This window comes from Bradyrhizobium ferriligni, assembly GCF_056837965.1.
Genome location: NZ_JBXEJO010000002.1, coordinates 1 through 18,074 on the forward strand (window position 1 = coordinate 1; position 18,074 = coordinate 18,074).

Genomic DNA, 18,074 nt, shown 5'->3' on the forward strand with positions numbered 1-18,074 from the left:
ACCCCAGCCCTCCCCCGCAAGCGGGAGAGGGAGCCGACTGCCGCTGCCTCCCGAATCTCCTATGCGGTCGTCACGTTGTTCGACGCGTGCAGAGGTATCTTTCGCGGCTCGGCTGCGCTCACCACTATTCCGCCGTCGATGGTAGAGAGTACCGTGCTGGAAACCGATGCCGGTGACCTCGCCGTGCGCCTGCGCGGCGTCAGCAAGACCTATGACAGCGGCGTGAGGGCGCTCGGGCCGCTCGACCTCGATGTGAGGCGAGGCGAGTTCGTCTCGCTGCTCGGGCCCTCCGGTTGCGGCAAATCCACCGCGCTGCGGCTGATTGCTGGTCTCGCCACGCCAAGCGCCGGCACGGTCGAGGTCTCACATCATGGCGCGGAGCAGCGCGGCAGCCACCGCATCGGCTTCGTGTTTCAGGAGCCGACCCTGATGCCGTGGGCCACGGTGCGCGACAATGTCCGCCTGCCGCTGAAGCTCGCCCGTGCGCCCGCGACCGACGCCGATGTGCGCATCGATGCGGCGCTGGATCAGGTCGGGCTCGCGGAATTCGCGAGGGCCTATCCGCGCGAATTGTCCGGCGGCATGAAGATGCGGGTGTCGCTGGCGCGCGCGCTGGTCACCGATCCGGATGTCCTCTTGATGGACGAGCCGTTCGCGGCGCTCGACGAGATCACGCGCTTTCGCCTCAACAACGACCTGCTGTCGCTGTGGCGCAGTCTGCACAAGACCGTCATCTTCGTGACGCACTCGGTGTTCGAGTCGGTCTATCTGTCGGAGCGTGTGATCGTGATGACCGCGCGCCCGGGCCGGATCGGCGCCGAGTTTCGCATCACCTCGCCGGAACCGCGCGGCGAGGAGTTCCGCACCTCGGCCGAATATGCCGCGTTCTGCCGCGAGGTCTCCAGCGCGCTGGCGCCATCCTATGCAGGGCAGGCGGGCGCATGAAGTCTCCGCAGGACCTCGTCCGTTTTCTGCTGCCGCTTGCGGTGTTCGCCGCTGGCCTCGTGCTCTGGGAAGCCATCGTCCGCGGCTATGGCATCCAACCTTACGTGCTGCCGAGCCCGCTATTGGTGCTGAAGACGCTGGTTGCGGACTGGCCGGTGCTGTCGCAATCGCTCGGCGTCACGCTGCTGACCACGCTCGAAGGCTTCGTTGCCGCCGCAATCGGCGGCGTCGTGCTGGCGCTATTGTTCAACCAGTCGAAATGGCTGGAATATTCGCTGTTTCCCTATGCCGTGGTGCTGCAGGTCACGCCCGTCATCGCGATCGCGCCGCTGCTCCTGATCTATCTGCAGCAGCAGACCGCGGTGATCGTCTGCGCCTGGATCGTGGCGTTCTTTCCGGTGCTGTCGAACACGACGCTCGGCCTCAATTCGGTCGATCGCAACCTCGCCGGATTGTTTCAACTTTATGGCGCCTCACAGCTGCAGACGCTGCTGTTCCTGAAGCTGCCCGCGGCGCTGCCCTATATCCTCGGCGGCCTGCGCATCGCCGGCGGGCTGTCGCTGATCGGCGCCGTGGTCGCGGAGATCGCGGCGGGCAGCGCCGGCGCCGGCTCGGGCCTCGCCTTCCGGATCGCTGAATCGGGCTACCGGCTGAATATTCCCCGCATGTTCGCAGCACTTCTGCTGCTATCGCTGGCCGGGATTGTCATTTATGGGTTGCTGGCGCTAGTTTCGCACCTGTTGTTGCGGCGTTGGCATGAAAGCGCGTTAGGAAAGGACAGTTGATGGCCCCGATTTCTTCCGAAAAGATCGATCTGTTGATCTATGGACCGATCCGGCCAATCCTCGAAAACGGCTTTCCCGATCAATACGTGCTGCACCGCGCCGAGAGCCGCGGCGACCTCGAGCGGCTGACGCCCGATACGATGGGCAAGATCCGCGGCATCGCCGTCACCTATCACACGATGGCGACCGACAAGACCGCGCTGGCGCTGTTTCCCAAGCTGGAAATCGTCGGCAGCTTCGGCGTCGGCTACGACCACGTCGATTCCGCCTATGCGCGCTATCACAATATTGTGGTCACCAATACGCCCGACGTGCTGACCGAGGAGGTCGCCGACGTCGCGATGGGTCTGTTGATCGCGACGTTGCGAGAATTCGTCAAGGCCGACCGCTATGTGCGCTCCGGGCTGTGGCAGACCCAGAATTATCCGCTCAGCGTCGGCTCGCTGCGCGACCGCAAGATCGGCATCGTCGGCATGGGCCGGATCGGCCAGGCGATCGGGCGCCGCCTTGAAGCCTCGCGGGTGCCGGTGTCCTATCACTCGCGCAATCCATCCAAGGACGTCTCCTACAAGCACTATCCCGATCTGATCGAGATGGCGAAGGCGGTCGATACGCTGGTCGTCATCGTGCCGGGCGGCGCCTCGACCGCGAAGATGATCAATGCCGACGTCTTGAAGGCGCTCGGTCCGCGCGGCGTGCTGATCAATGTCGCGCGCGGCTCGGTGGTCGACGAGCCGGCGCTGGTCGCGGCGCTGAAGTCCGGCACCATCCTGGCCGCCGGTCTCGACGTGTTCGCGGCCGAGCCGAACGTGCCGGACGAATTGAAGGCGATGCAGAACGTCGTGCTGCTGCCGCATATCGGTTCGGCCTCGGTGGTGACGCGCAACGCGATGGACCAGCTCGTGGTCGACAACATCAAGAACTGGTTTGCCGGCAAGCCGCCGCTGACGCCGGTTGCCGAAACGCCGGTCAAGGATCGCTGATGTCGTTGTCCCGCTTCAATGCCGTGCTGTGTCTGCTGCTGGCCGCGTGCGGTCCGGCAGCGGCGCAGGACGTCACGACGTTGAAGAGGGACATGATCGGGCAGTGGGAGCTCGCCACCACCGAGCGCAGCAAGACCTGCGTCGTGACGCTGAAGGGCGATACGGCGCCGCAAGGCTTCAAGCTCGAGCTCGAGCCCGCTTGCGCCGCCGCGCTGCCCTTCACCAAGGACATCACCGGCTGGAGCATCAGGGGCCTCGGCGACATCGTGCGGCTGCAGAACGCGGCCGGCGAGGCCGTGATCGATTTCACCGAGGTCGAGACCGGCATCTTCGAAGGCATGCGCACCAATGAGGGCGTCTATATCCTGCAAAACCTCGCCGCGGCGCGCTCGCTCGCCAAGTCGATGGACCAGATGATCGGCGACTGGTCGATGGTGCGCGGCAACGGCCAGGCGATCTGCACGCTGGTGCTGACCAACACCGACGCCGGCAACGACAATTTCCAGGTGTTCCTGAAGGGCAAATGCGATCCCGCGGTCGCGGCCTTCAACCCGACCATGTGGCGGCTCGATCACGGCCAGATGATCCTGATGTCGGCCAAGGGCGAGACCTGGCAGTTCGAGGCCGACGACAACGCCCAGTGGCGCCGCGTCCCGGACAGCGCCGATCCGCTGATCATGCTGCGGGAGCAGTAGGTCGGGTGCTGGCTTCGCAGCCCGCATGAGCGTAAGCGATATGCGGGGTGTCTCGAGCAGCTCCCGGGTATCGCTTCGCTCACCCGGGCTACGGGACTGCCACAAGCTCCGTGTCGTCCCTACTTTCGCAGGGGCGGCGATGAGGCTGGTATGATCTGCTTTTGCCCGAAAAAATAATTCCCGCCCCCTGTCGATTCACCCCCTCCCGGATCGTCGTTCCCCATAGCGAGCCGGTCTTGCGGCGATCATCGCCGCGTCTCGCCCAACAGGAGTTTTCCGATGCGCTTCATGTATATCGTCACCTCGCCCCAGCCCCCGGGCCCGCCGACGCCGGCTCTGATGGAGGCGATGGGCAGGCTTGCCGAGCGGGAAATCAAGGCGGGCCGCATGATCGACACCGGCGGGCTGCTGCCGGTCGCGATGGGCGCCCAGGTCCGCATCACCGACGGCAAGCTCAACGTCGTCGACGGGCCCTTCGTCGAGACCAAGGAGATGATCGGCGGCTACGCGATCTTCGAGCTCCGCAACAAGGAAGAGGCGGTCGCCGCCGCGGTGGAGTTCATGCAGCTGCACAAGGAGCACATGCCGGGCTGGGAGGGTACCTGCGAGGTTCGCGCCTTCGCCGGCTTGGCCGGCCAGTGCGGCGCGTAAAAGGAGCAGCACGATGCGCTTCATGTATGTCCTCGTGGCCGAGAAGCCGATGCTGCCGAATCCGCCGTTGCGCGAGGCAATCGGCAAGCTCGCCGAACGCGAGATCGCAGCCGGCCGGATGCTCGACACCGGCGCGCTGTTGCCGCGCACCGCGGGCGCGGAGGTGAAGATCAAGGACCGCAAGCTCACCGTCACCGACGGCCCCTTCATGGAAGCCAAGGAGGTGGTCGGCGGCTACGCCGTGTTCGAGCTGAAGGACAAGGAGGAGGCCGTGGCGCGCGCGGTCGAGTTCATGCAGCTTCATCTTGACCACATGCCGGACTGGGAATTGTCATGCGAGGTTCGCCCCTTCATGGAGTGTTGACGCTCGCGCTGACCGCATGCCGGAGGCCAGCGTGACGGAGGACGACGTCAAGCGCACCATCCTCGGTGTGTGGCGCATCGAGCAGCCGCGGCTGATCACCAGCCTGTCGCGGATGCTGCGCGATGTGCCGCTCGCCGAGGACCTGACCCAGGAGGCGCTGGTCGCCGCGCTCGAGCACTGGCCGCTCAGTGGCGTGCCGGAAAAGCCCGGCGCCTGGCTGATGGCAACCGCCAAGCGGCGCGCGCTCGATCAGATCAGGCGCAACCGCATGCTGACCGAAAAGCACGGCATGCTTGCGCATGATCTGGCGCGGGAGCAGGACACCATGCCCGATTTCGATGCCGCGCTCGACGACGATATAGGCGACGAATTGCTGCGGCTGATCTTCACCGCCTGCCATCCGCGCCTGTCGCGGGAGGCGCGCGCCGCGCTGGCGCTCAGAATGATCTGCGGCCTCACCACCGAGGAGATCGCGCGCGCTTTCCTGCAGGCGGAGGCGACCATCGCCCAGCGCATCGTGCGCGCCAAGCGGACGCTGTCGGAATCGGGTCTTGCCTACGAGACGCCGCGCGGCGAGGAGCTGTCGGAGCGGCTCGCCTCCGTGCTCGAGGTCGTCTATCTCATCTTCAACGAGGGCTATACCGCGGCAAGCGGCGACGAATGGCTGCGGCCGCAGCTCTGCAACGAGGCGCTGCGCATGGGCCGCGTGCTGACCTCGATCGCACCATCGGAGCCGGAGGCGCATGGCCTGCTGGCGCTGATGGAGTTCAATGCCTCGCGGATGGCGGCGCGCACCGATGCGTCCGGCGAACCGATCCTGCTGATGGACCAGAACCGCGCGCGGTGGGATCGCCTCCAGATCCGCCGCGGGCAGCTCGCGCTGGCGCGCGCCTGCGAGCTCGGCGGCGCCGGCGGCTTCTATGCGCTGCAGGCCGCGATCGCCGCCTGCCACGCCGAGGCCGGCACGCCTGCCGCGACCGACTGGCGCCGCATCGCCGCGCTGTACGGCGATCTCGCCGCGCTCTTGGATTCCCCCGTGATCGAGCTCAACCGCGCGGTTGCGATCGGCATGGCCGAGGGGCCGCTTGCCGCGCTCGCGATCGTCGACGGCCTCGCGGATGAGCCGGCGCTGCAATCCTATCATCTGCTGCCGAGCGTGCGCGGCGATCTGCTGCATAAGCTGAGCCGTTTCGCGGAGGCGCATGCCGCGTTCGAGGCCGCCGCCGCATTGGCCGGCAATTCGCGCGAGCGTGAGTTCCTCAAACGCCGCGCCGCGATCGCCGAGCGTGCCGCGCAGGATCATGGCTGCGGCTGACGGCTCCGCGATTTCGACGAAGCGAGACCACGTAGCCCGCATGAGCAAAGCGACATGCGGGTCTTTGCCACGAGCGACCCCGGGTGTCGCTTCGCTCACCCGGGCTACAAGGTTGCTGCGGATCGTCGTGTCCGCGATTTCGACTCAAACCTGCGGCATGTTCGGACGAACTTCTTTGGACCGGGAACTGCCACCATGACGAAGCAATCCGTGCTGGCGATCGGCCTCGACCCGACCTTCGTCGATCTGTCCGTCATGCCGCAGTTCACGCCCGAACTGGTGCGCAGCTATCTCGACGCGCAGATCGAGGGCCTGCGGACGCTCGGCTACGACGTCGAGAGCTGCCTGATCGACCTCGGCGATACGGCGGAAGCCGTGACGGCGGCGGCCCTCAACGCGCGCCGCTACGACTGCGTCGTGATCGGTGCCGGGCTGCGCGAGCCGCCGGAGCGGCTCTTGCTGTTCGAGACGATCCTCAATCCGGTGCACCGGCTCGCCCCCGATGCCGCCATCTGCTTCAACACCAGGCCGGCCGATACGGCCGCGGCCGTGCAACGCTGGGTCTAGCCTTAGGACGCAAGATGAGCGTCGCCTCGAGCCGGCGAATCGGGCCCGGCGCGCTGCCCGCCGCCCAACGCGGACACTCGGGCCGGGTCCGGCCCGATGCCGGCATTGGCCGGGGGCCCGGCGCGAAGCCCCGGCGGTTGTTGCCGGCGGCAACCTATGACACCATTCAGAGTCCGATTTGTTTTAGACTTTGGAAGCCTATGCCGCGCCGCAAATTTGACTGGGAAAAGCTGACGGACGAGCAGTTGCTCGCGCAACCGCTCAGCCGTCTGAGGGTTGCCGTCGAGGGCACCTGGCTCGCCGATTGTGTGAATACGCTCTATGAAGAGCTCGAGGAGCGCGGCGTCCGGTTGCGGCCGCACACATGGATCTCGAGCGAATGGTTCAGCCCGGCGGATGTGCCCGGCATCGCGATCCCGTTCTACCTCGCCCATCCCCGCCTGATGAAGCTCGAGAAGAAGATGATGCTCGACGTCGAGGGCGCGTCGTGGTCCGAGTGCATGGCCATTCTCCGCCACGAGGCGGGGCATGCGGTACAGCACGGCTATCAGCTGCAGCGCCGCCGGCGCTGGCAGCAGCTGTTCGGCCCGTCGTCGCAGCACTACCCGCGCTACTACCGGCCCAATCCGGCCAGCCGCAATTATGTCCAGCATCTTCGGCTCTGGTACGCGCAGAGCCATCCGGACGAGGACTTCGCCGAGACTTTTGCGGTGTGGCTGCGGCCGCGCTCGAACTGGCGGACGCGCTATGCCGGCTGGCCCGCGCTGAAGAAGCTCGAATATGTCGACGAACTGATGGGCGAGATTGCCGGCAAGCGGCCGCTGCTCGCGACGCGCGAACGGGTCGATCCGCTGCCTACGCTCAAGCAAACGCTCGCCGAGCACTACAGGAAGAAGCAGGCATTTTACGCCTTCACACCGCCGAAGACCTACGACCGCGATCTCTCCAAGCTGTTCTCCGCCGATCCGCGGCATTATCGGCGTCCGCCGGCCGCGGCCTTCATCAGGCGGCACCGCGCCCAGATCAGGCAGCTGGTGGCGCGGTGGACCGGAGAGAACCAGCTGACGCTCGATGCCGTGCTCGACGACATGATCTCGCGCTGCCGCGAGCTCAATCTGCGTGCCGTCGGCCCCGAGCAGAAGCTCGTGACGAACTTCACCATTCTGCTGACCGCCAAGACCATGCACGCGCTGTTCGGCCCGTCGCGCCGGAAATGGATCGCGCTATGAAACAGCTTCGCATTCTGGTGCTGATGCACCCGGACTGTGTGCCGCCCGACTCCAGCGATGGATACAGCGCGCGGGAGATCAACGAGTGGAAGACCGAATACGACGTCGTGAGCACCCTGCGCGCTGCCGGCCATGAGGTTCGTCCGCTCGGCGTGCAGGAGGAAATCAAGCCGGTGCGCGACGAGATCGAGGGCTTCAAGCCGCACGTCGTGTTCACGCTGCTGGAGGAGTTTCACTACGACGTCGTGTACGACCAGCACATCGCAAGCTATCTCGAGCTGATGAAGATCGCCTATACCGGGTGCAATCCGCGCGGCCTGATCCTGGCGCGCGGCAAGGATCTGTCCAAGACGCTGGTGCATCATCGCCGCATCCCGGTGCCGGCCTTCGCGGTGTTCCCGATGCGCCGCAAGGTCAAGCGGCCGCCGCGTCTCGAGCTGCCGCTGATCGTCAAGAGCCTGAGCAGCGATGGATCGCTGGGTATCTCGCAGGCGTCGATCGTCGATACCGACGAGAAGCTTGCCGAGCGCGTCGCCTTCATCCATGAGCGGATCGGAACGGCCGCGATCGCCGAGCAGTTCATCGAGGGACGCGAGCTCTATGTCGGCGTGCTCGGCAACAACCGGCTGCGGGTGCTGCCGGTGTGGGAACTGAAATTCGGCAGCATGGGCGGCCCCGCTGCGCGCCAGATCGCCACCGAAAAGGTCAAGCACGATACCAGCTATCAGGAGCGGGTCGGGATTGTCGACGGCCCGGCCGAGGACCTCACGCCGGAGCTATCCGCCCATATTCAACGGCTGGCGAAGCGCATCTACCGGACCTTGGGGCTCGATGGCTATGCGCGCATCGACTTCCGCCTGTCCACCAATGGCGTTCCGTATTTCATCGAAGCCAATCCCAATCCCGAAATCGCCAAGAGCCAGGAGTTCGCGACGGCCGCCGGGCATGACGGGCTCAACTATCCGGATCTCCTGCAGCGCATCGTGACGCTCGGAATAAGCCGCGCCAAAGCCGGCGCATCGCTGGGCTGACTCGCGGCCGTTAAAGGCTGCGCTGCATCGGATGGCGTCGCGCATCCTTGGGGATGAACATCGCAAACGTTTCCCTAACGCGCGCGGCCGGTGTCACGTTGCCGGCGACCGCGGACACACGGGCCGCCGTGGGACGAAACGCGTCCGGTTCCGGCCAGCGCCGTGCAAGGACTTCGTTTACCGAAACCGGCATCGCGAGCCCATCACTGCGGCAGCTGTCGTAGACGTACAAACCGGCAAGAAAAATCGATACGACAACAAGGATCGTCCTGAAAATCGGCATTGTGCTTGCGCCTTCTTGATTGAGGCGGACAATGCCCGGTGACGGTGAACCGCGCGTTTAGCGCTCCGGTCGATCGGCCGATACGGTTCCCAACTCATGAACAGAGGCTTGCGTAAACGGCTCGCTTACCAATGCCTTCAAGGTTGCGGCAACCAGCTTTCCTCACCGGCGGGAAAGAAGTCTCTGGCATTGAGAGACCAACGAGAAGACTAAGGAGGCTCCATGTTCGTCGCCATTCGAGTCATGATCCTGATCGCCAGTGCATACGCCGGCTCGGCCGTTGCAGAGATGCAGTTTACGCCGCTGCCGAGCCTTGCGGCGTCGTCCGCGCCATAGCGCCGGCAAGGGAGGCGGCGCGCGTTACGCCGGATTGGGCGCCACCGCGCCGACCCCGATTGCGCGGGCTGCGTTTTCCGTCATCCTCGTCGCCGTCAAGCGCAGGAAATACAGCGACAGTCCCGGGTTGCGCTCGCACAGCTTCCTCAGCGCGCCATCGCTGATCCAGAGCAGATCCACATCGGTCGCAGCGAGCGCCGTTTGCGTGCGGCGGCGCTCGAGCGAAAACAGCCCGATCTCGCCGAACAGTTCGCCCGCCGATACCCCGCGATCGATCTCGGGAAACCTGACCTCGCCCGATACGACCATGTACAGCAGGTCGGCGTCGTCGCCCTTCCGGAAGATCGTTTCTCCCGCCTTCAGATGCTTCGGCTGCATGAACGGTTGCAGCCAGTTCGGAGAAAGGTCCGTCGCCGCAGCACGCTTCGCTTTCCGAAGCAGCCGAACCATCTGGAACAGCAACACCACGTTCAGCGGCAGCAGAATGATATGCAGGATGAGCACCGGGTAGATCCCGTCGCCCAATCCATAGCTGATGAATGCCAGATTGCTGAATATCGCGACAGCGCGCAGGCTCAACATCGTACTCATGCAGAACGTCAGCAGCACAAGTGCCGACGCCAGATAACCCAAACCATCGATCAACGTCATGACAACGCCCACTGGAAAATGAATTGCAAGCAACCGATCTGAAAACGACCGGTAACATACACCAGTGCATTCATTTTCCTGAGCGGAAATATCGCCGGCCCGCGCTTGCGGCGGTGCACGCGGCGTGACGCGGCCTCAGCTCGATGAACGCGCGCGCGAGGCGACGTGAACGGCCCGGCCCTTCGCCGGTTTTGCCCTGGCGGCGACGACGGTCGGGCGCGCCTTGCCGAGCCGGGCCGCGCCCGGCGAGCTCTTCCCGAGCACGAGCGCGAGCCGCCTGCGCGCGCGGCCGGCGACCGACCTTGCCGCCTCTCGCGCGGCCTCGGCCTTGCGGATGATCGTGGTCACCGCGGACGCCGGCGACGCCGCGACGAAGGCGACATCCTTCGCCTTCGAGAGGCCGCCGACGCCTTCGCACGGCGCTTCGCTCGGCAAGTCGATGCGGATGGCGAGCGTGTCGGCGTGCTCGATCCAGTCCTCTGCCTTGGTGCCGGTGATGATCCGGACATAGTCGCGGGTCTCGCGCGGCAGCTCGCTCTGCCGGGCGAGCCATTTCTGGACGCGGCCGCTGCCGGCATTGTAGGCGGCCGCCGCCAGGCCGAGATTGCCGAAATCGTCGCGCAGCTTGCGCAGCAGTCTTGCGGATGCGGGCAACGCCTGCAGCGGATCGAAGGGATCGTCGAGCCCGACTTCGGCCGCCGTCTCCGGCATGAACTGCGCAACGCCCTGCGCGCCGGCATGGCTGATCTCGTTCGAGCGAAAGCGGCTCTCCTGCCAGATCAGGCGCGCAAAGAACGCGACCGGAATTTCGCTCGCCTGCGCCGCGTCCTTCAGGCCGTGGCAGAATTTTTCGATCGCGGACAACTGCGGCTCGGCCGCGGCATCGCCCGGCTGTGCCGCAGGCGCGGGCGTCCTGTCCGCGTCCGTCGCAGCCGGCGCCTCGCTGGCATCAGCGCTTTCGATAAAGCGTGCGGCGAACGGAACGGCGTCCGATGTCGCGTCGCGCGAGAATGTCGGGGCTTGGGTTGAGGCGTTGATCGAGCCGGGCGAACGATCGAAATCGAGCATCAAGACAAGAAACGCGGCAAGCGCCGCGATGACAAATCGCATTTGCTTCCAGGGACCTGAATTGTGATGTGGGTTGCGCGCAAGTGCACTTCGGATCGCGACTTTTTAGCGGGTCGATTGCGGCGAAGCCGCGAAATCAGCTGTTCCGCCACGGAACTTCGCCGCTATTCGCATTGGAACTTCGGTGCTTTCCGTAACTTTACGGAAGATAGCCACGTTGGGATGCGCGATGTTCCGACCGTTTTCCGTTGCGCGTTTTGCTCTTGTTCTTTTGCTCGTGTCAGCCGCGCCGGCGGTGGCCGCGGGTCTTGATGCCGCCGCGATCAACGACGAGGCGGCGCCGCCGGCAAAATTGCCGGACCGTCGTCAGCTCAGCGCATTCATTGCCAGGCTCGAGCTCCTGCTCGATCGCGCCCATTTTTCTCCCGGCGAGATCGACGGCAAGCTGGGCGACAATGCGCAGAAGGCGCTCAGGGCGTTTGCCGAGGCGAACGGATTGTCCTTCGACAAGGCGGTGACGCCGGAGCTCTGGAGCAGGCTCACCGCCGCCAGCGACGGGCCTGCGATCGTCAGCTACACGATCGTCGATGCCGACGTGAAGGGGCCGTTCGTTAAGAGGATCCCCGCGAAGATGGAAAGCATGAAGAGCCTGCCGGCGCTGGGCTACACCAGTCCGCGCGAAGCGCTCGCGGAAAAATTCCACATGAGCGAGGCGCTGCTTCAGGCGCTCAATCCGGGACAGAAGTTCGACAAGGCCGGCGAGACCATTGCGGTTGCGAACGTCGTCGACGCCGCAAAGCCGCCGCCGATCGCGCGCGTGGAGGTCGACAAGACGCGGCAGACGCTCAGCACGTTCGATGCAGCAGGCAAGCTCCTCGGCTTCTATCCTGCGACGGTCGGCAGCGCGGATAAGCCGACGCCGAGCGGAACGCTGAAGGTGACGGCGATCAACAAGAACCCGACCTATCGCTACAATCCAAAATACGCGTTCAAGGGCGTCAGATCGAAGACGCCGTTCACGATCAGGCCCGGTCCGAACAACCCGGTCGGTGTGGTCTGGATCAACCTCTCGGGAGAAGGCTATGGCATTCACGGCACCCCCGATCCCGGCAAGGTCTCCAAGGCGGAGTCCCACGGCTGCGTCCGGCTCACCAACTGGGACGCGCAGCGCGTCGCGGCCGGTGTCGCGAAGGGAACGCCGGTTGCGTTCATCGATAGCGCGACGAGCGCAGCAACGGCGAGCGAGACGCGCTGAGCTTGACGCAACATCGTTCACACATCAGCAACCGACAGAAATGTTCGGCGCGCTCGGCCTCGGGCCGGGCGCCCGCGCGCTCGAGAGATGATGCGCAGCCCGCGGAGCAAAGCGGCTCCGCTTTCCGAGCCTAGCGCGGGATTCGCTGGTATGCCAATGTCGCGTCGTGCCAAACCCGCAGGAGGTCAGCATGCGAACGATCATAACGAACATAGTGGGAGCACTCTGCGCCATCGCGATGGTCGCGAGCGCACACGCAGCGGTCAAGGAAGAGCCGGTCACCTACAGCGACGGCGAGACCACGATGAAGGGCTTCGTCGTCTATGACGACGCGACCCAGGCCAAGCGGCCCGGCATCGTCATGGTGCATGAATGGTGGGGCATCACCCCGCATATCCATAACGAGGCGCGGAAGTTTGCGGAGCAGGGCTACGTGGCCTTCATCGCGGATATGTATGGCGACGCCAAGACCGCCGACAACCCGAAGGATGCCGGCGCGCTCTCGGGCTCGGTGATGAAGAACCCGAAGGTGATGGAGCAGCGCTTCAACGCCGCGCGCGAGCAACTCGCCAAGCAGGCCTCGGTCAATCCGCAACGGATCGGCGCCGTCGGTTACTGCTTCGGCGGCGCGGTGGTGCTGAACATGGCGCGCACCGGCGCCGATCTCGCCGCCGTCGCGGGCTTCCACGCCTCGCTCGGTCTCAACACTCCCGCGCCGGCGCCGGGCACCGTCAAGGCGAAAATCCTGATCCTGAACGGCGCCGACGACCCGTTCGTGAAGCGCGAGCAGTACGATGCGCTGAAGAAGGATTTCGACGCGGCGAAGGCCGATTACCGCATCATCGAATATCCCGGCGCGGTGCACGCATTCACCAATCCCGAAGCCACCGAGCTCGGCAAGAAGTTCAATTTGCCGCTCAGATACGACGCCAAGGCCGATCAGGAATCCAAGGCCGAAGCCGCCAAGCTGTTTGCCGCCAACCTCAAGAAATAACCAACAAGGGCCACCCGAACGGTGGCCCTTTTCATTCATGGCTGCTTTGGCCGCGGAAGTGGCAGGGCCGCGGCCCCGCTGGCGCGTTCGCGTCTTGAAGCCATGCGGAAGACGCAGCCGGCCGCGCGGATGCCAACCGTCTCGCACGGTTGCCATGGGCCGCTCCCCGGCCGATGATGCGCAAAACGGATCAGAACAATTGAGAGGGAGCGAATGCGCGGGCGTCGTGTGCTGATGGAATCGTTCGTGTCGCACGGCGTGCGTCATATCTTCGGCAATCCCGGCACGACCGAAACGCCGCTGCTCGATAGCCTGCCGGCATTTCCGCAACTCGAATACATCATGGCGCTGCATGAAGGTGTCGCGGTCAGCGCCGCCAGCTTCTACGCGCAGGCGTCGGGGCGCGTCACCGTCGCCAACCTGCACGTCGCTCCCGGCCTCGGCAACGGCATCGGATCGCTGTACGGCGCGCTGAAGGCAGGTTCGCCCGTGGTCGTCACGGCCGGCCAGCAGGATACCCGGATGCGGCTCAACAACCCGCTGCTCGGCCACGACCTTGTTGCGATGGCGGCTCCGGTGACGAAGTGGAGCGTGCAGATCGAGCGTGCCGACGAGATCGCGCCGATCATGCGACGCGCGTTCAAGGTGGCGACCGATGCGCCGCAGGGGCCGGTGTTCGTGTCGCTGCCAATCGACGTCATGGAACAGGAGACCGCGGTCGACGCGTCGCCGCCGGATAATTTGTGGCGCTCGACGCGCCCCGATCCGGCCGGCATCGAAGCGCTTGTCGCGCTGCTTCTGAAGTCGAAAAAGCCGGCCATCATCGCCGGCGACGACGTGGCACGTTCGGGGGGCGAGCAGGCGCTGGTGGCGCTCACGGAAGCAATCGGCGCCACCGTGTGGTTCGAGGGGCTCCGCCACCACGCGCCGTTCCCGACCAGCCATCCGAGCTATCGTCAGTCGCTCCCCGGCGACGCCCGGCAGGTGCGCAAGGCGCTCGGCGATGCCGATCTCGTGCTGCTGATCGGCGGTCCGTTCTTTGAGGACATCTGGTTTGCGCCTGGCGGCCACATCCCCGACAGCGCGTCCGTGCTGCAGATCGAAGCCTCGGCCGAGCGCCTCGCGCTCAACAACCGGCTCGATGCCGGCATCGTCGGCGACATCGCCGTCAGCGTCAGTGCCTTGACGGAGGCGGTGCGTGCAAAGGCGAGCGCGGACTTCAGGCAGGCCGCGCAGCACCGCAATGCCGCGTTGGCCGAATTGCAGGCGAAGGAGAACGAAGCCTACCGCGCGCGCGTCGAGAAAAGCTGGGACCGCCAGCCGACCGCGATGCCGCGCGTCACCGCGGAGCTGCGTCGCGGCCTGCCCGATGATGTCGTCATCGTCGATGAAAGCATCACGGCAAGCCTCGATCTCGCGCGCGCCTTCGACTATCGCGGCTTCGGCGATTATTTCGGCGGCCGCGGCGGCGGCATCGGCCAGGGCCTCGCCGGCGCGATCGGTGTCAAGGTCGCGATCCCGGACCGTCCGGTGGTCGCCATCTCCGGTGATGGTTCGGCGATGTATGCGATCCAGGCGCTGTGGACCGCCGCGCACCACAAGCTTGCGATCGTGTTCGTGGTGCTGGCCAACCGCGAGTACCGCATCCTCAAGCACAATGTGGACGTCTGGCGCCAGAACTTCGAAGCCGGCACCCAGCATCCCTATCAGAACATGGATATCACCGGTCCCGCGCTCGACTTCGTGCATCTCGCGGCCGGCATGGGCGTCGAGGCGGTCAGGGTCGAGAAGGCGGACGACATCGCCGGCGCCGTTGCAAAGGCCGTCGCGGCCCAGCGGCCGTACCTCGTCGAGATCGCAATCGAAGGCAAGCGCTAGAGCATGATCCGGAAAAGTGCGAAGCGGTTTTCCCTCGCGACAAACGCGGTACCGCGTTTGCGCGGAGATCGTGCTCAAAAAAACGCGCGATGACGATTCGATTCGATCGCGTCGCGCTTTAGAGGAGTTTCTCATGGCGGGCATTCTGGACGGCAAGGCTGCATTGGTGACGGGCGGCGGCTCCGGCATCGGCCGGGCGACGGCGATCGCAATGGCGCGTGAAGGTGCGCGTGTGGCGGTGTCGGACCTCTCGAAGGATGGCATCGACGAGACGGTCGCGCTGATCAATGCCGCCGGCGGCCAGTCTATCGCGATCCAGGGCGATGTCACCGACGAGGCCGATGTCGCGAACATGGTGGCGCGCACGGTTTCGGCGTTCGGGCGCATCGATTGCGCGTTCAACAATGCCGGCGTCGCCGGGCGCTCCGTCGGCCCGCCCGGCCAGCGCATTCATGAACTCACGCAGGCCTCGGTGGCCAAGATGTTCTCGGTGAATCTGATGGGCGTATTCCTGTGCCTGAAATACGAGATCGCGCAAATGCTCAAACAGGGCGGTGGCGGCGCTATCGTCAACACGGCCTCGATCGCAGGCCTGGTCGGTCTCGCGACGTCCGGCCACTATGTCGCGACCAAGCATGGTGTCGTCGGGCTGACCAAGTCTGCCGCGATCGAATATGCCCAGGACGGCATCCGTGTGAATTGCGTCAATCCCGGATACATCAAGACGCCGATGACCAGGGAGACGATGGACGAACGTTACGACGAGATCATCGCCAAGGTACCGGTCCGTCGCCTCGGCGTGCCCGAGGAAATCGCCGAAGCCGTGGTCTGGATGTGCTCGGACAAGGCGTCGTTCATGACAGGCGCATCGCACGTGGTCGACGGCGGCTACAGCGCGGCCTGATCGTCTAAAGAATTTTCAAGAGAAGAGCGATAGTCGTCGTCGCGGCGTGAACGCGACGACCGAAGCGGATATGGCTGCGGCGCGGAATGCGTCGGCTTTGACCCGTTGCTGACATCAGGGGTCATCGTCGTAATCTCGGTTTCGGTAGCAGAGTAGGCCAACGCCCGATAGGTCGGCGATGTCCGTTTCTGATCCTCACCGGAACGTGTTGATCTGGATCAAGGCTCCAGGCGACGAATGCAATCTCTACTCGGGGCGATAGGTCGACGCCTGGATCTATCGACGATTGTCCCACCAGGCTTGCGGATATAGGGGGCTAACCGACGGGCTCATCTTGCAACTCAATGGAGAAATCGCATGGCCGTCAATCTCAATTCAGTTGTGACCCAACTTCTCACCCCCGAGGTCATCGCGCAGATCGCGTCCTTTCTTGGCATCGACCGAAGCGCGGCCCTGAAGGCCGCGGGAGCGACAATCCCTACCATCCTGGCTGGTCTGTCCGATCTGGTCGGAACCCCGTCAGGCGCCAACCAACTGTCGAAAGTTCTGTCACAGCAGCAAGGTGGAAATCCCCTCGACCTGCTGCGCAACTCCGGTGCTCAGGCACTGGCCGAGAACGGCTCCAACATGTTGTCCGGACTGTTTGGCGGTCGAACCATGGACACCATGGCTCAGGTGATCGGCAGATTCGCAGGGACGGGCGATAGCGGAGGCAAGTCGTTACTCTCCGTGATCGGTCCACTCGTGGTGGGTGTCCTCGGTCAGCAGCAGCGCGATGCCGGGCTCAACGCAAACGGACTCGCATCGCTTCTGCATTCGCAGAAGGAGGAGATCATGGCGGCAATCCCGTCGGGACTTGCCGATCAACTTGGCGCCGCAGGCCTGATCGAAAAGGCCGGTGCGGGTGTGCGCAGCGGGGCGGCCGCGGCCGCCGGAGCGGGAAGCCGGATTGCCAGCACTTCCGAACGCGTCGTCTCCGGCGCAACAGCCGGCAGCGCGCGGTGGCCGTTTTTGGTGGCTGCGCTGGTCGTCCTTGGCGGCCTTGGCTGGTATGCGCTTCAGAGCCCGACCGAGCAGACGGCCGCTGACAGTTCCACCGTCACACGGCAATCAACCGGAACTGTGGGCATGGCGCCCGCAGACATCACCGTTGACGGGGTGAATCTGACGAGCCAGATCAACTCTTCCATCAACACGTTGAAAGCTGCACTGCCAACGATCACCGATGGCGCCAGCGCCCAAGCGGCCCTGCCGAAGCTCAACGACGCCATCGCGCAGCTGGATGGCGTCGCGGCGCGGACGACAAAGCTTTCTCCGGATGCACGAAGCGCGCTTGCCAAGCTGATCGCTGCGGCGACGCCGACGATCAATCAGATGTGCGACAAGGTACTGTCGACGCCCGGCGCCGGAGCGGCAGCAAAGCCCGCGATTGACATCCTTCGTACCAAGCTCGATGTGCTGGCGAAAGCCTGACCGTTGCGTTCTACGATCTGTCATCACTTGCGGCGGCGCGACGTGCCTGGCCGCGTCCGCCGCCTGCATCAGGGAGAGTAACCTATGACCGACAAGACCAATTTCACCAAGGATGAATGGGCACTCCTCTTGAGGAGCCCCATGAACGCGGGAATGGCGATCACGGCCGCCGAGCCGAGCGGACTGTTCGGTCTCTTGAAGGAATCGTTCGCCGGCGGCGCGGCGCTCGCTCAGGCGGTTACCGACGCTAACGCCAATCCTTTGGTAAAGGCTGTGGCGGCCGACTTCCAGAAAAGCGATGGTCGTGCCGCGGCTCACGACGGCTTGAAGGCAGAATATGCCAACAGCAAACCGGCTGAGATCAAGGACAAGGCGATCGCCTCATTGCGGGAGGTTACGGCTCTTCTTTCCGCAAAGGCTCCGGGTGATGCGGCAGCTTTCAAGCGCTGGCTGCATCAAATCAGCCAAAAGACGGCTGAGGCTGCATCAGAGGGCGGAGGTTTGTTCGGCGGAGGCGTTCAGGTCAGCAACGCCGAGAAGGCAACGCTTGGCGAAATCTCCAGCGTGCTTGGTATCTAGCCTCGATCGGGCGGACGGTCCCCCTCGTGATAGCGCCATCATACCTGACTTGGGCGGCGATGACAGGACAACGGCCGCGCCGACGGTC

General features: G+C 64.9%; 19 protein-coding genes. 16 read left to right on the forward strand and 3 right to left on the reverse strand.

Annotation, left to right across the window (positions count from 1 at the left end; all coding sequences use genetic code 11):
- Positions 1-138: 138 nt before the first annotated feature.
- The 10 genes from AC1VNY_RS01035 to AC1VNY_RS01080 all read left to right on the forward strand — a co-directional run bounded on the left by AC1VNY_RS01035 (position 139) and on the right by AC1VNY_RS01080 (position 8,565).
- Positions 139-945, forward strand: coding sequence for an ABC transporter ATP-binding protein (locus AC1VNY_RS01035; RefSeq protein WP_482403900.1), 807 nt, complete (start codon positions 139-141; stop codon positions 943-945).
- Positions 942-1,730 carry an ABC transporter permease gene (locus tag AC1VNY_RS01040; protein ID WP_253594168.1) on the forward strand — a complete coding sequence of 263 codons (789 nt, stop codon included), beginning with the start codon at positions 942-944 and terminating at the stop codon, positions 1,728-1,730. Before AC1VNY_RS01035 ends, AC1VNY_RS01040 begins: the two co-directional genes overlap by 4 nt.
- On the forward strand, positions 1,730-2,713 hold the full coding sequence (locus AC1VNY_RS01045; RefSeq protein WP_482403771.1) for a 2-hydroxyacid dehydrogenase: 984 nt from the start codon (positions 1,730-1,732) through the stop codon (positions 2,711-2,713). Before AC1VNY_RS01040 ends, AC1VNY_RS01045 begins: the two co-directional genes overlap by 1 nt.
- On the forward strand, positions 2,713-3,408 hold the full coding sequence (locus AC1VNY_RS01050; protein ID WP_482403772.1) for an AprI/Inh family metalloprotease inhibitor: 696 nt from the start codon (positions 2,713-2,715) through the stop codon (positions 3,406-3,408). Before AC1VNY_RS01045 ends, AC1VNY_RS01050 begins: the two co-directional genes overlap by 1 nt.
- A 279-nt stretch (positions 3,409-3,687) precedes the next feature.
- Positions 3,688-4,059 (forward strand): YciI family protein, encoded by a 372-nt coding sequence (locus AC1VNY_RS01055; RefSeq protein ID WP_482403773.1) that lies wholly within the window; start codon positions 3,688-3,690, stop codon positions 4,057-4,059.
- Positions 4,060-4,072: 13 nt separating this feature from the next.
- On the forward strand, positions 4,073-4,423 hold the full coding sequence (locus AC1VNY_RS01060; RefSeq protein ID WP_028341793.1) for a YciI family protein: 351 nt from the start codon (positions 4,073-4,075) through the stop codon (positions 4,421-4,423).
- A gap of 16 nt (positions 4,424-4,439) precedes the next feature.
- Positions 4,440-5,738 (forward strand): RNA polymerase sigma factor, encoded by a 1,299-nt coding sequence (locus AC1VNY_RS01065; RefSeq protein WP_482403774.1) that lies wholly within the window; start codon positions 4,440-4,442, stop codon positions 5,736-5,738.
- Positions 5,739-5,933: 195 nt separating this feature from the next.
- Positions 5,934-6,305, forward strand: a complete 372-nt coding sequence (locus AC1VNY_RS01070) for a hypothetical protein (RefSeq protein WP_482403775.1) — start codon at positions 5,934-5,936, stop codon at positions 6,303-6,305.
- Between the two features lie 200 nt (positions 6,306-6,505).
- The gene (locus AC1VNY_RS01075; RefSeq protein WP_482403776.1) at positions 6,506-7,534 is read left to right on the forward strand and encodes a putative zinc-binding metallopeptidase; all 1,029 of its coding nucleotides are present in this window, start codon (positions 6,506-6,508) and stop codon (positions 7,532-7,534) included.
- Positions 7,531-8,565: a D-alanine--D-alanine ligase family protein gene (locus tag AC1VNY_RS01080; RefSeq protein WP_028341789.1), complete on the forward strand. Its 1,035-nt coding sequence runs from the start codon at positions 7,531-7,533 to the stop codon at positions 8,563-8,565. The genes AC1VNY_RS01075 and AC1VNY_RS01080 overlap by 4 nt, the downstream gene beginning before the upstream one ends.
- 10 nt (positions 8,566-8,575) lie before the next feature.
- Here AC1VNY_RS01080 and AC1VNY_RS01085 read toward each other — a convergent pair whose 3' ends face one another.
- The 3 genes from AC1VNY_RS01085 to AC1VNY_RS01095 form a co-directional block, all read right to left on the reverse strand.
- A complete protein-coding gene (locus AC1VNY_RS01085; RefSeq protein ID WP_482403777.1) occupies positions 8,576-8,848 on the reverse strand; it encodes a hypothetical protein in 273 nt (90 codons plus the stop codon).
- Positions 8,849-9,208: 360 nt separating this feature from the next.
- On the reverse strand, positions 9,209-9,835 hold the full coding sequence (locus tag AC1VNY_RS01090) for a Crp/Fnr family transcriptional regulator (RefSeq protein ID WP_028341787.1): 627 nt from the start codon (positions 9,833-9,835) through the stop codon (positions 9,209-9,211).
- Positions 9,836-9,970: 135 nt separating this feature from the next.
- Complete coding sequence (locus AC1VNY_RS01095) at positions 9,971-10,945, reverse strand: lytic transglycosylase domain-containing protein (protein WP_482403778.1); 975 nt, start codon at positions 10,943-10,945, stop codon at positions 9,971-9,973.
- A gap of 187 nt (positions 10,946-11,132) precedes the next feature.
- Between AC1VNY_RS01095 and AC1VNY_RS01100 the strand changes: the two genes are divergently transcribed.
- The 6 genes from AC1VNY_RS01100 to AC1VNY_RS01125 all read left to right on the forward strand — a co-directional run bounded on the left by AC1VNY_RS01100 (position 11,133) and on the right by AC1VNY_RS01125 (position 17,986).
- Entirely contained in the window at positions 11,133-12,158 is a 1,026-nt protein-coding gene (locus AC1VNY_RS01100; protein ID WP_482403779.1) for a L,D-transpeptidase family protein, read from the forward strand.
- Between the two features lie 190 nt (positions 12,159-12,348).
- Positions 12,349-13,152, forward strand: a complete 804-nt coding sequence (locus tag AC1VNY_RS01105; protein ID WP_482403780.1) for a dienelactone hydrolase family protein — start codon at positions 12,349-12,351, stop codon at positions 13,150-13,152.
- 213 nt (positions 13,153-13,365) lie between these two features.
- Positions 13,366-15,030, forward strand: coding sequence for a thiamine pyrophosphate-binding protein (locus AC1VNY_RS01110; protein WP_482403781.1), 1,665 nt, complete (start codon positions 13,366-13,368; stop codon positions 15,028-15,030).
- A gap of 133 nt (positions 15,031-15,163) precedes the next feature.
- Positions 15,164-15,934: an SDR family NAD(P)-dependent oxidoreductase gene (locus tag AC1VNY_RS01115; protein ID WP_411782297.1), complete on the forward strand. Its 771-nt coding sequence runs from the start codon at positions 15,164-15,166 to the stop codon at positions 15,932-15,934.
- A 357-nt stretch (positions 15,935-16,291) separates the two neighbouring features.
- Positions 16,292-17,407, forward strand: coding sequence for a DUF937 domain-containing protein (locus AC1VNY_RS01120; protein ID WP_482403782.1), 1,116 nt, complete (start codon positions 16,292-16,294; stop codon positions 17,405-17,407).
- Positions 17,408-17,491: 84 nt separating this feature from the next.
- Positions 17,492-17,986: a hypothetical protein gene (locus tag AC1VNY_RS01125; protein ID WP_482403783.1), complete on the forward strand. Its 495-nt coding sequence runs from the start codon at positions 17,492-17,494 to the stop codon at positions 17,984-17,986.
- The last annotated feature ends 88 nt before the right edge of the window (positions 17,987-18,074 follow it).

Coding starts and splice junctions, on each gene's coding strand:
- AC1VNY_RS01040 (WP_253594168.1), top strand. CDS start 942: ATGAAGTCTCCGCAGGACCTCGTCCGTTTTCTGCTGCCGCTTGCGGTG.
- AC1VNY_RS01070 (WP_482403775.1), top strand. CDS start 5,934: ATGACGAAGCAATCCGTGCTGGCGATCGGCCTCGACCCGACCTTCGTC.
- AC1VNY_RS01065 (WP_482403774.1), top strand. CDS start 4,440: ATGCCGGAGGCCAGCGTGACGGAGGACGACGTCAAGCGCACCATCCTC.
- AC1VNY_RS01060 (WP_028341793.1), top strand. CDS start 4,073: ATGCGCTTCATGTATGTCCTCGTGGCCGAGAAGCCGATGCTGCCGAAT.
- AC1VNY_RS01110 (WP_482403781.1), top strand. CDS start 13,366: ATGCGCGGGCGTCGTGTGCTGATGGAATCGTTCGTGTCGCACGGCGTG.
- AC1VNY_RS01105 (WP_482403780.1), top strand. CDS start 12,349: ATGCGAACGATCATAACGAACATAGTGGGAGCACTCTGCGCCATCGCG.
- AC1VNY_RS01045 (WP_482403771.1), top strand. CDS start 1,730: ATGGCCCCGATTTCTTCCGAAAAGATCGATCTGTTGATCTATGGACCG.
- AC1VNY_RS01035 (WP_482403900.1), top strand. CDS start 139: ATGGTAGAGAGTACCGTGCTGGAAACCGATGCCGGTGACCTCGCCGTG.
- AC1VNY_RS01115 (WP_411782297.1), top strand. CDS start 15,164: ATGGCGGGCATTCTGGACGGCAAGGCTGCATTGGTGACGGGCGGCGGC.
- AC1VNY_RS01120 (WP_482403782.1), top strand. CDS start 16,292: ATGGCCGTCAATCTCAATTCAGTTGTGACCCAACTTCTCACCCCCGAG.
- AC1VNY_RS01090 (WP_028341787.1), bottom strand. CDS start 9,835: ATGACGTTGATCGATGGTTTGGGTTATCTGGCGTCGGCACTTGTGCTG.
- AC1VNY_RS01075 (WP_482403776.1), top strand. CDS start 6,506: ATGCCGCGCCGCAAATTTGACTGGGAAAAGCTGACGGACGAGCAGTTG.
- AC1VNY_RS01100 (WP_482403779.1), top strand. CDS start 11,133: ATGTTCCGACCGTTTTCCGTTGCGCGTTTTGCTCTTGTTCTTTTGCTC.
- AC1VNY_RS01125 (WP_482403783.1), top strand. CDS start 17,492: ATGACCGACAAGACCAATTTCACCAAGGATGAATGGGCACTCCTCTTG.
- AC1VNY_RS01050 (WP_482403772.1), top strand. CDS start 2,713: ATGTCGTTGTCCCGCTTCAATGCCGTGCTGTGTCTGCTGCTGGCCGCG.
- AC1VNY_RS01080 (WP_028341789.1), top strand. CDS start 7,531: ATGAAACAGCTTCGCATTCTGGTGCTGATGCACCCGGACTGTGTGCCG.
- AC1VNY_RS01055 (WP_482403773.1), top strand. CDS start 3,688: ATGCGCTTCATGTATATCGTCACCTCGCCCCAGCCCCCGGGCCCGCCG.
- AC1VNY_RS01095 (WP_482403778.1), bottom strand. CDS start 10,945: ATGCGATTTGTCATCGCGGCGCTTGCCGCGTTTCTTGTCTTGATGCTC.
- AC1VNY_RS01085 (WP_482403777.1), bottom strand. CDS start 8,848: ATGCCGATTTTCAGGACGATCCTTGTTGTCGTATCGATTTTTCTTGCC.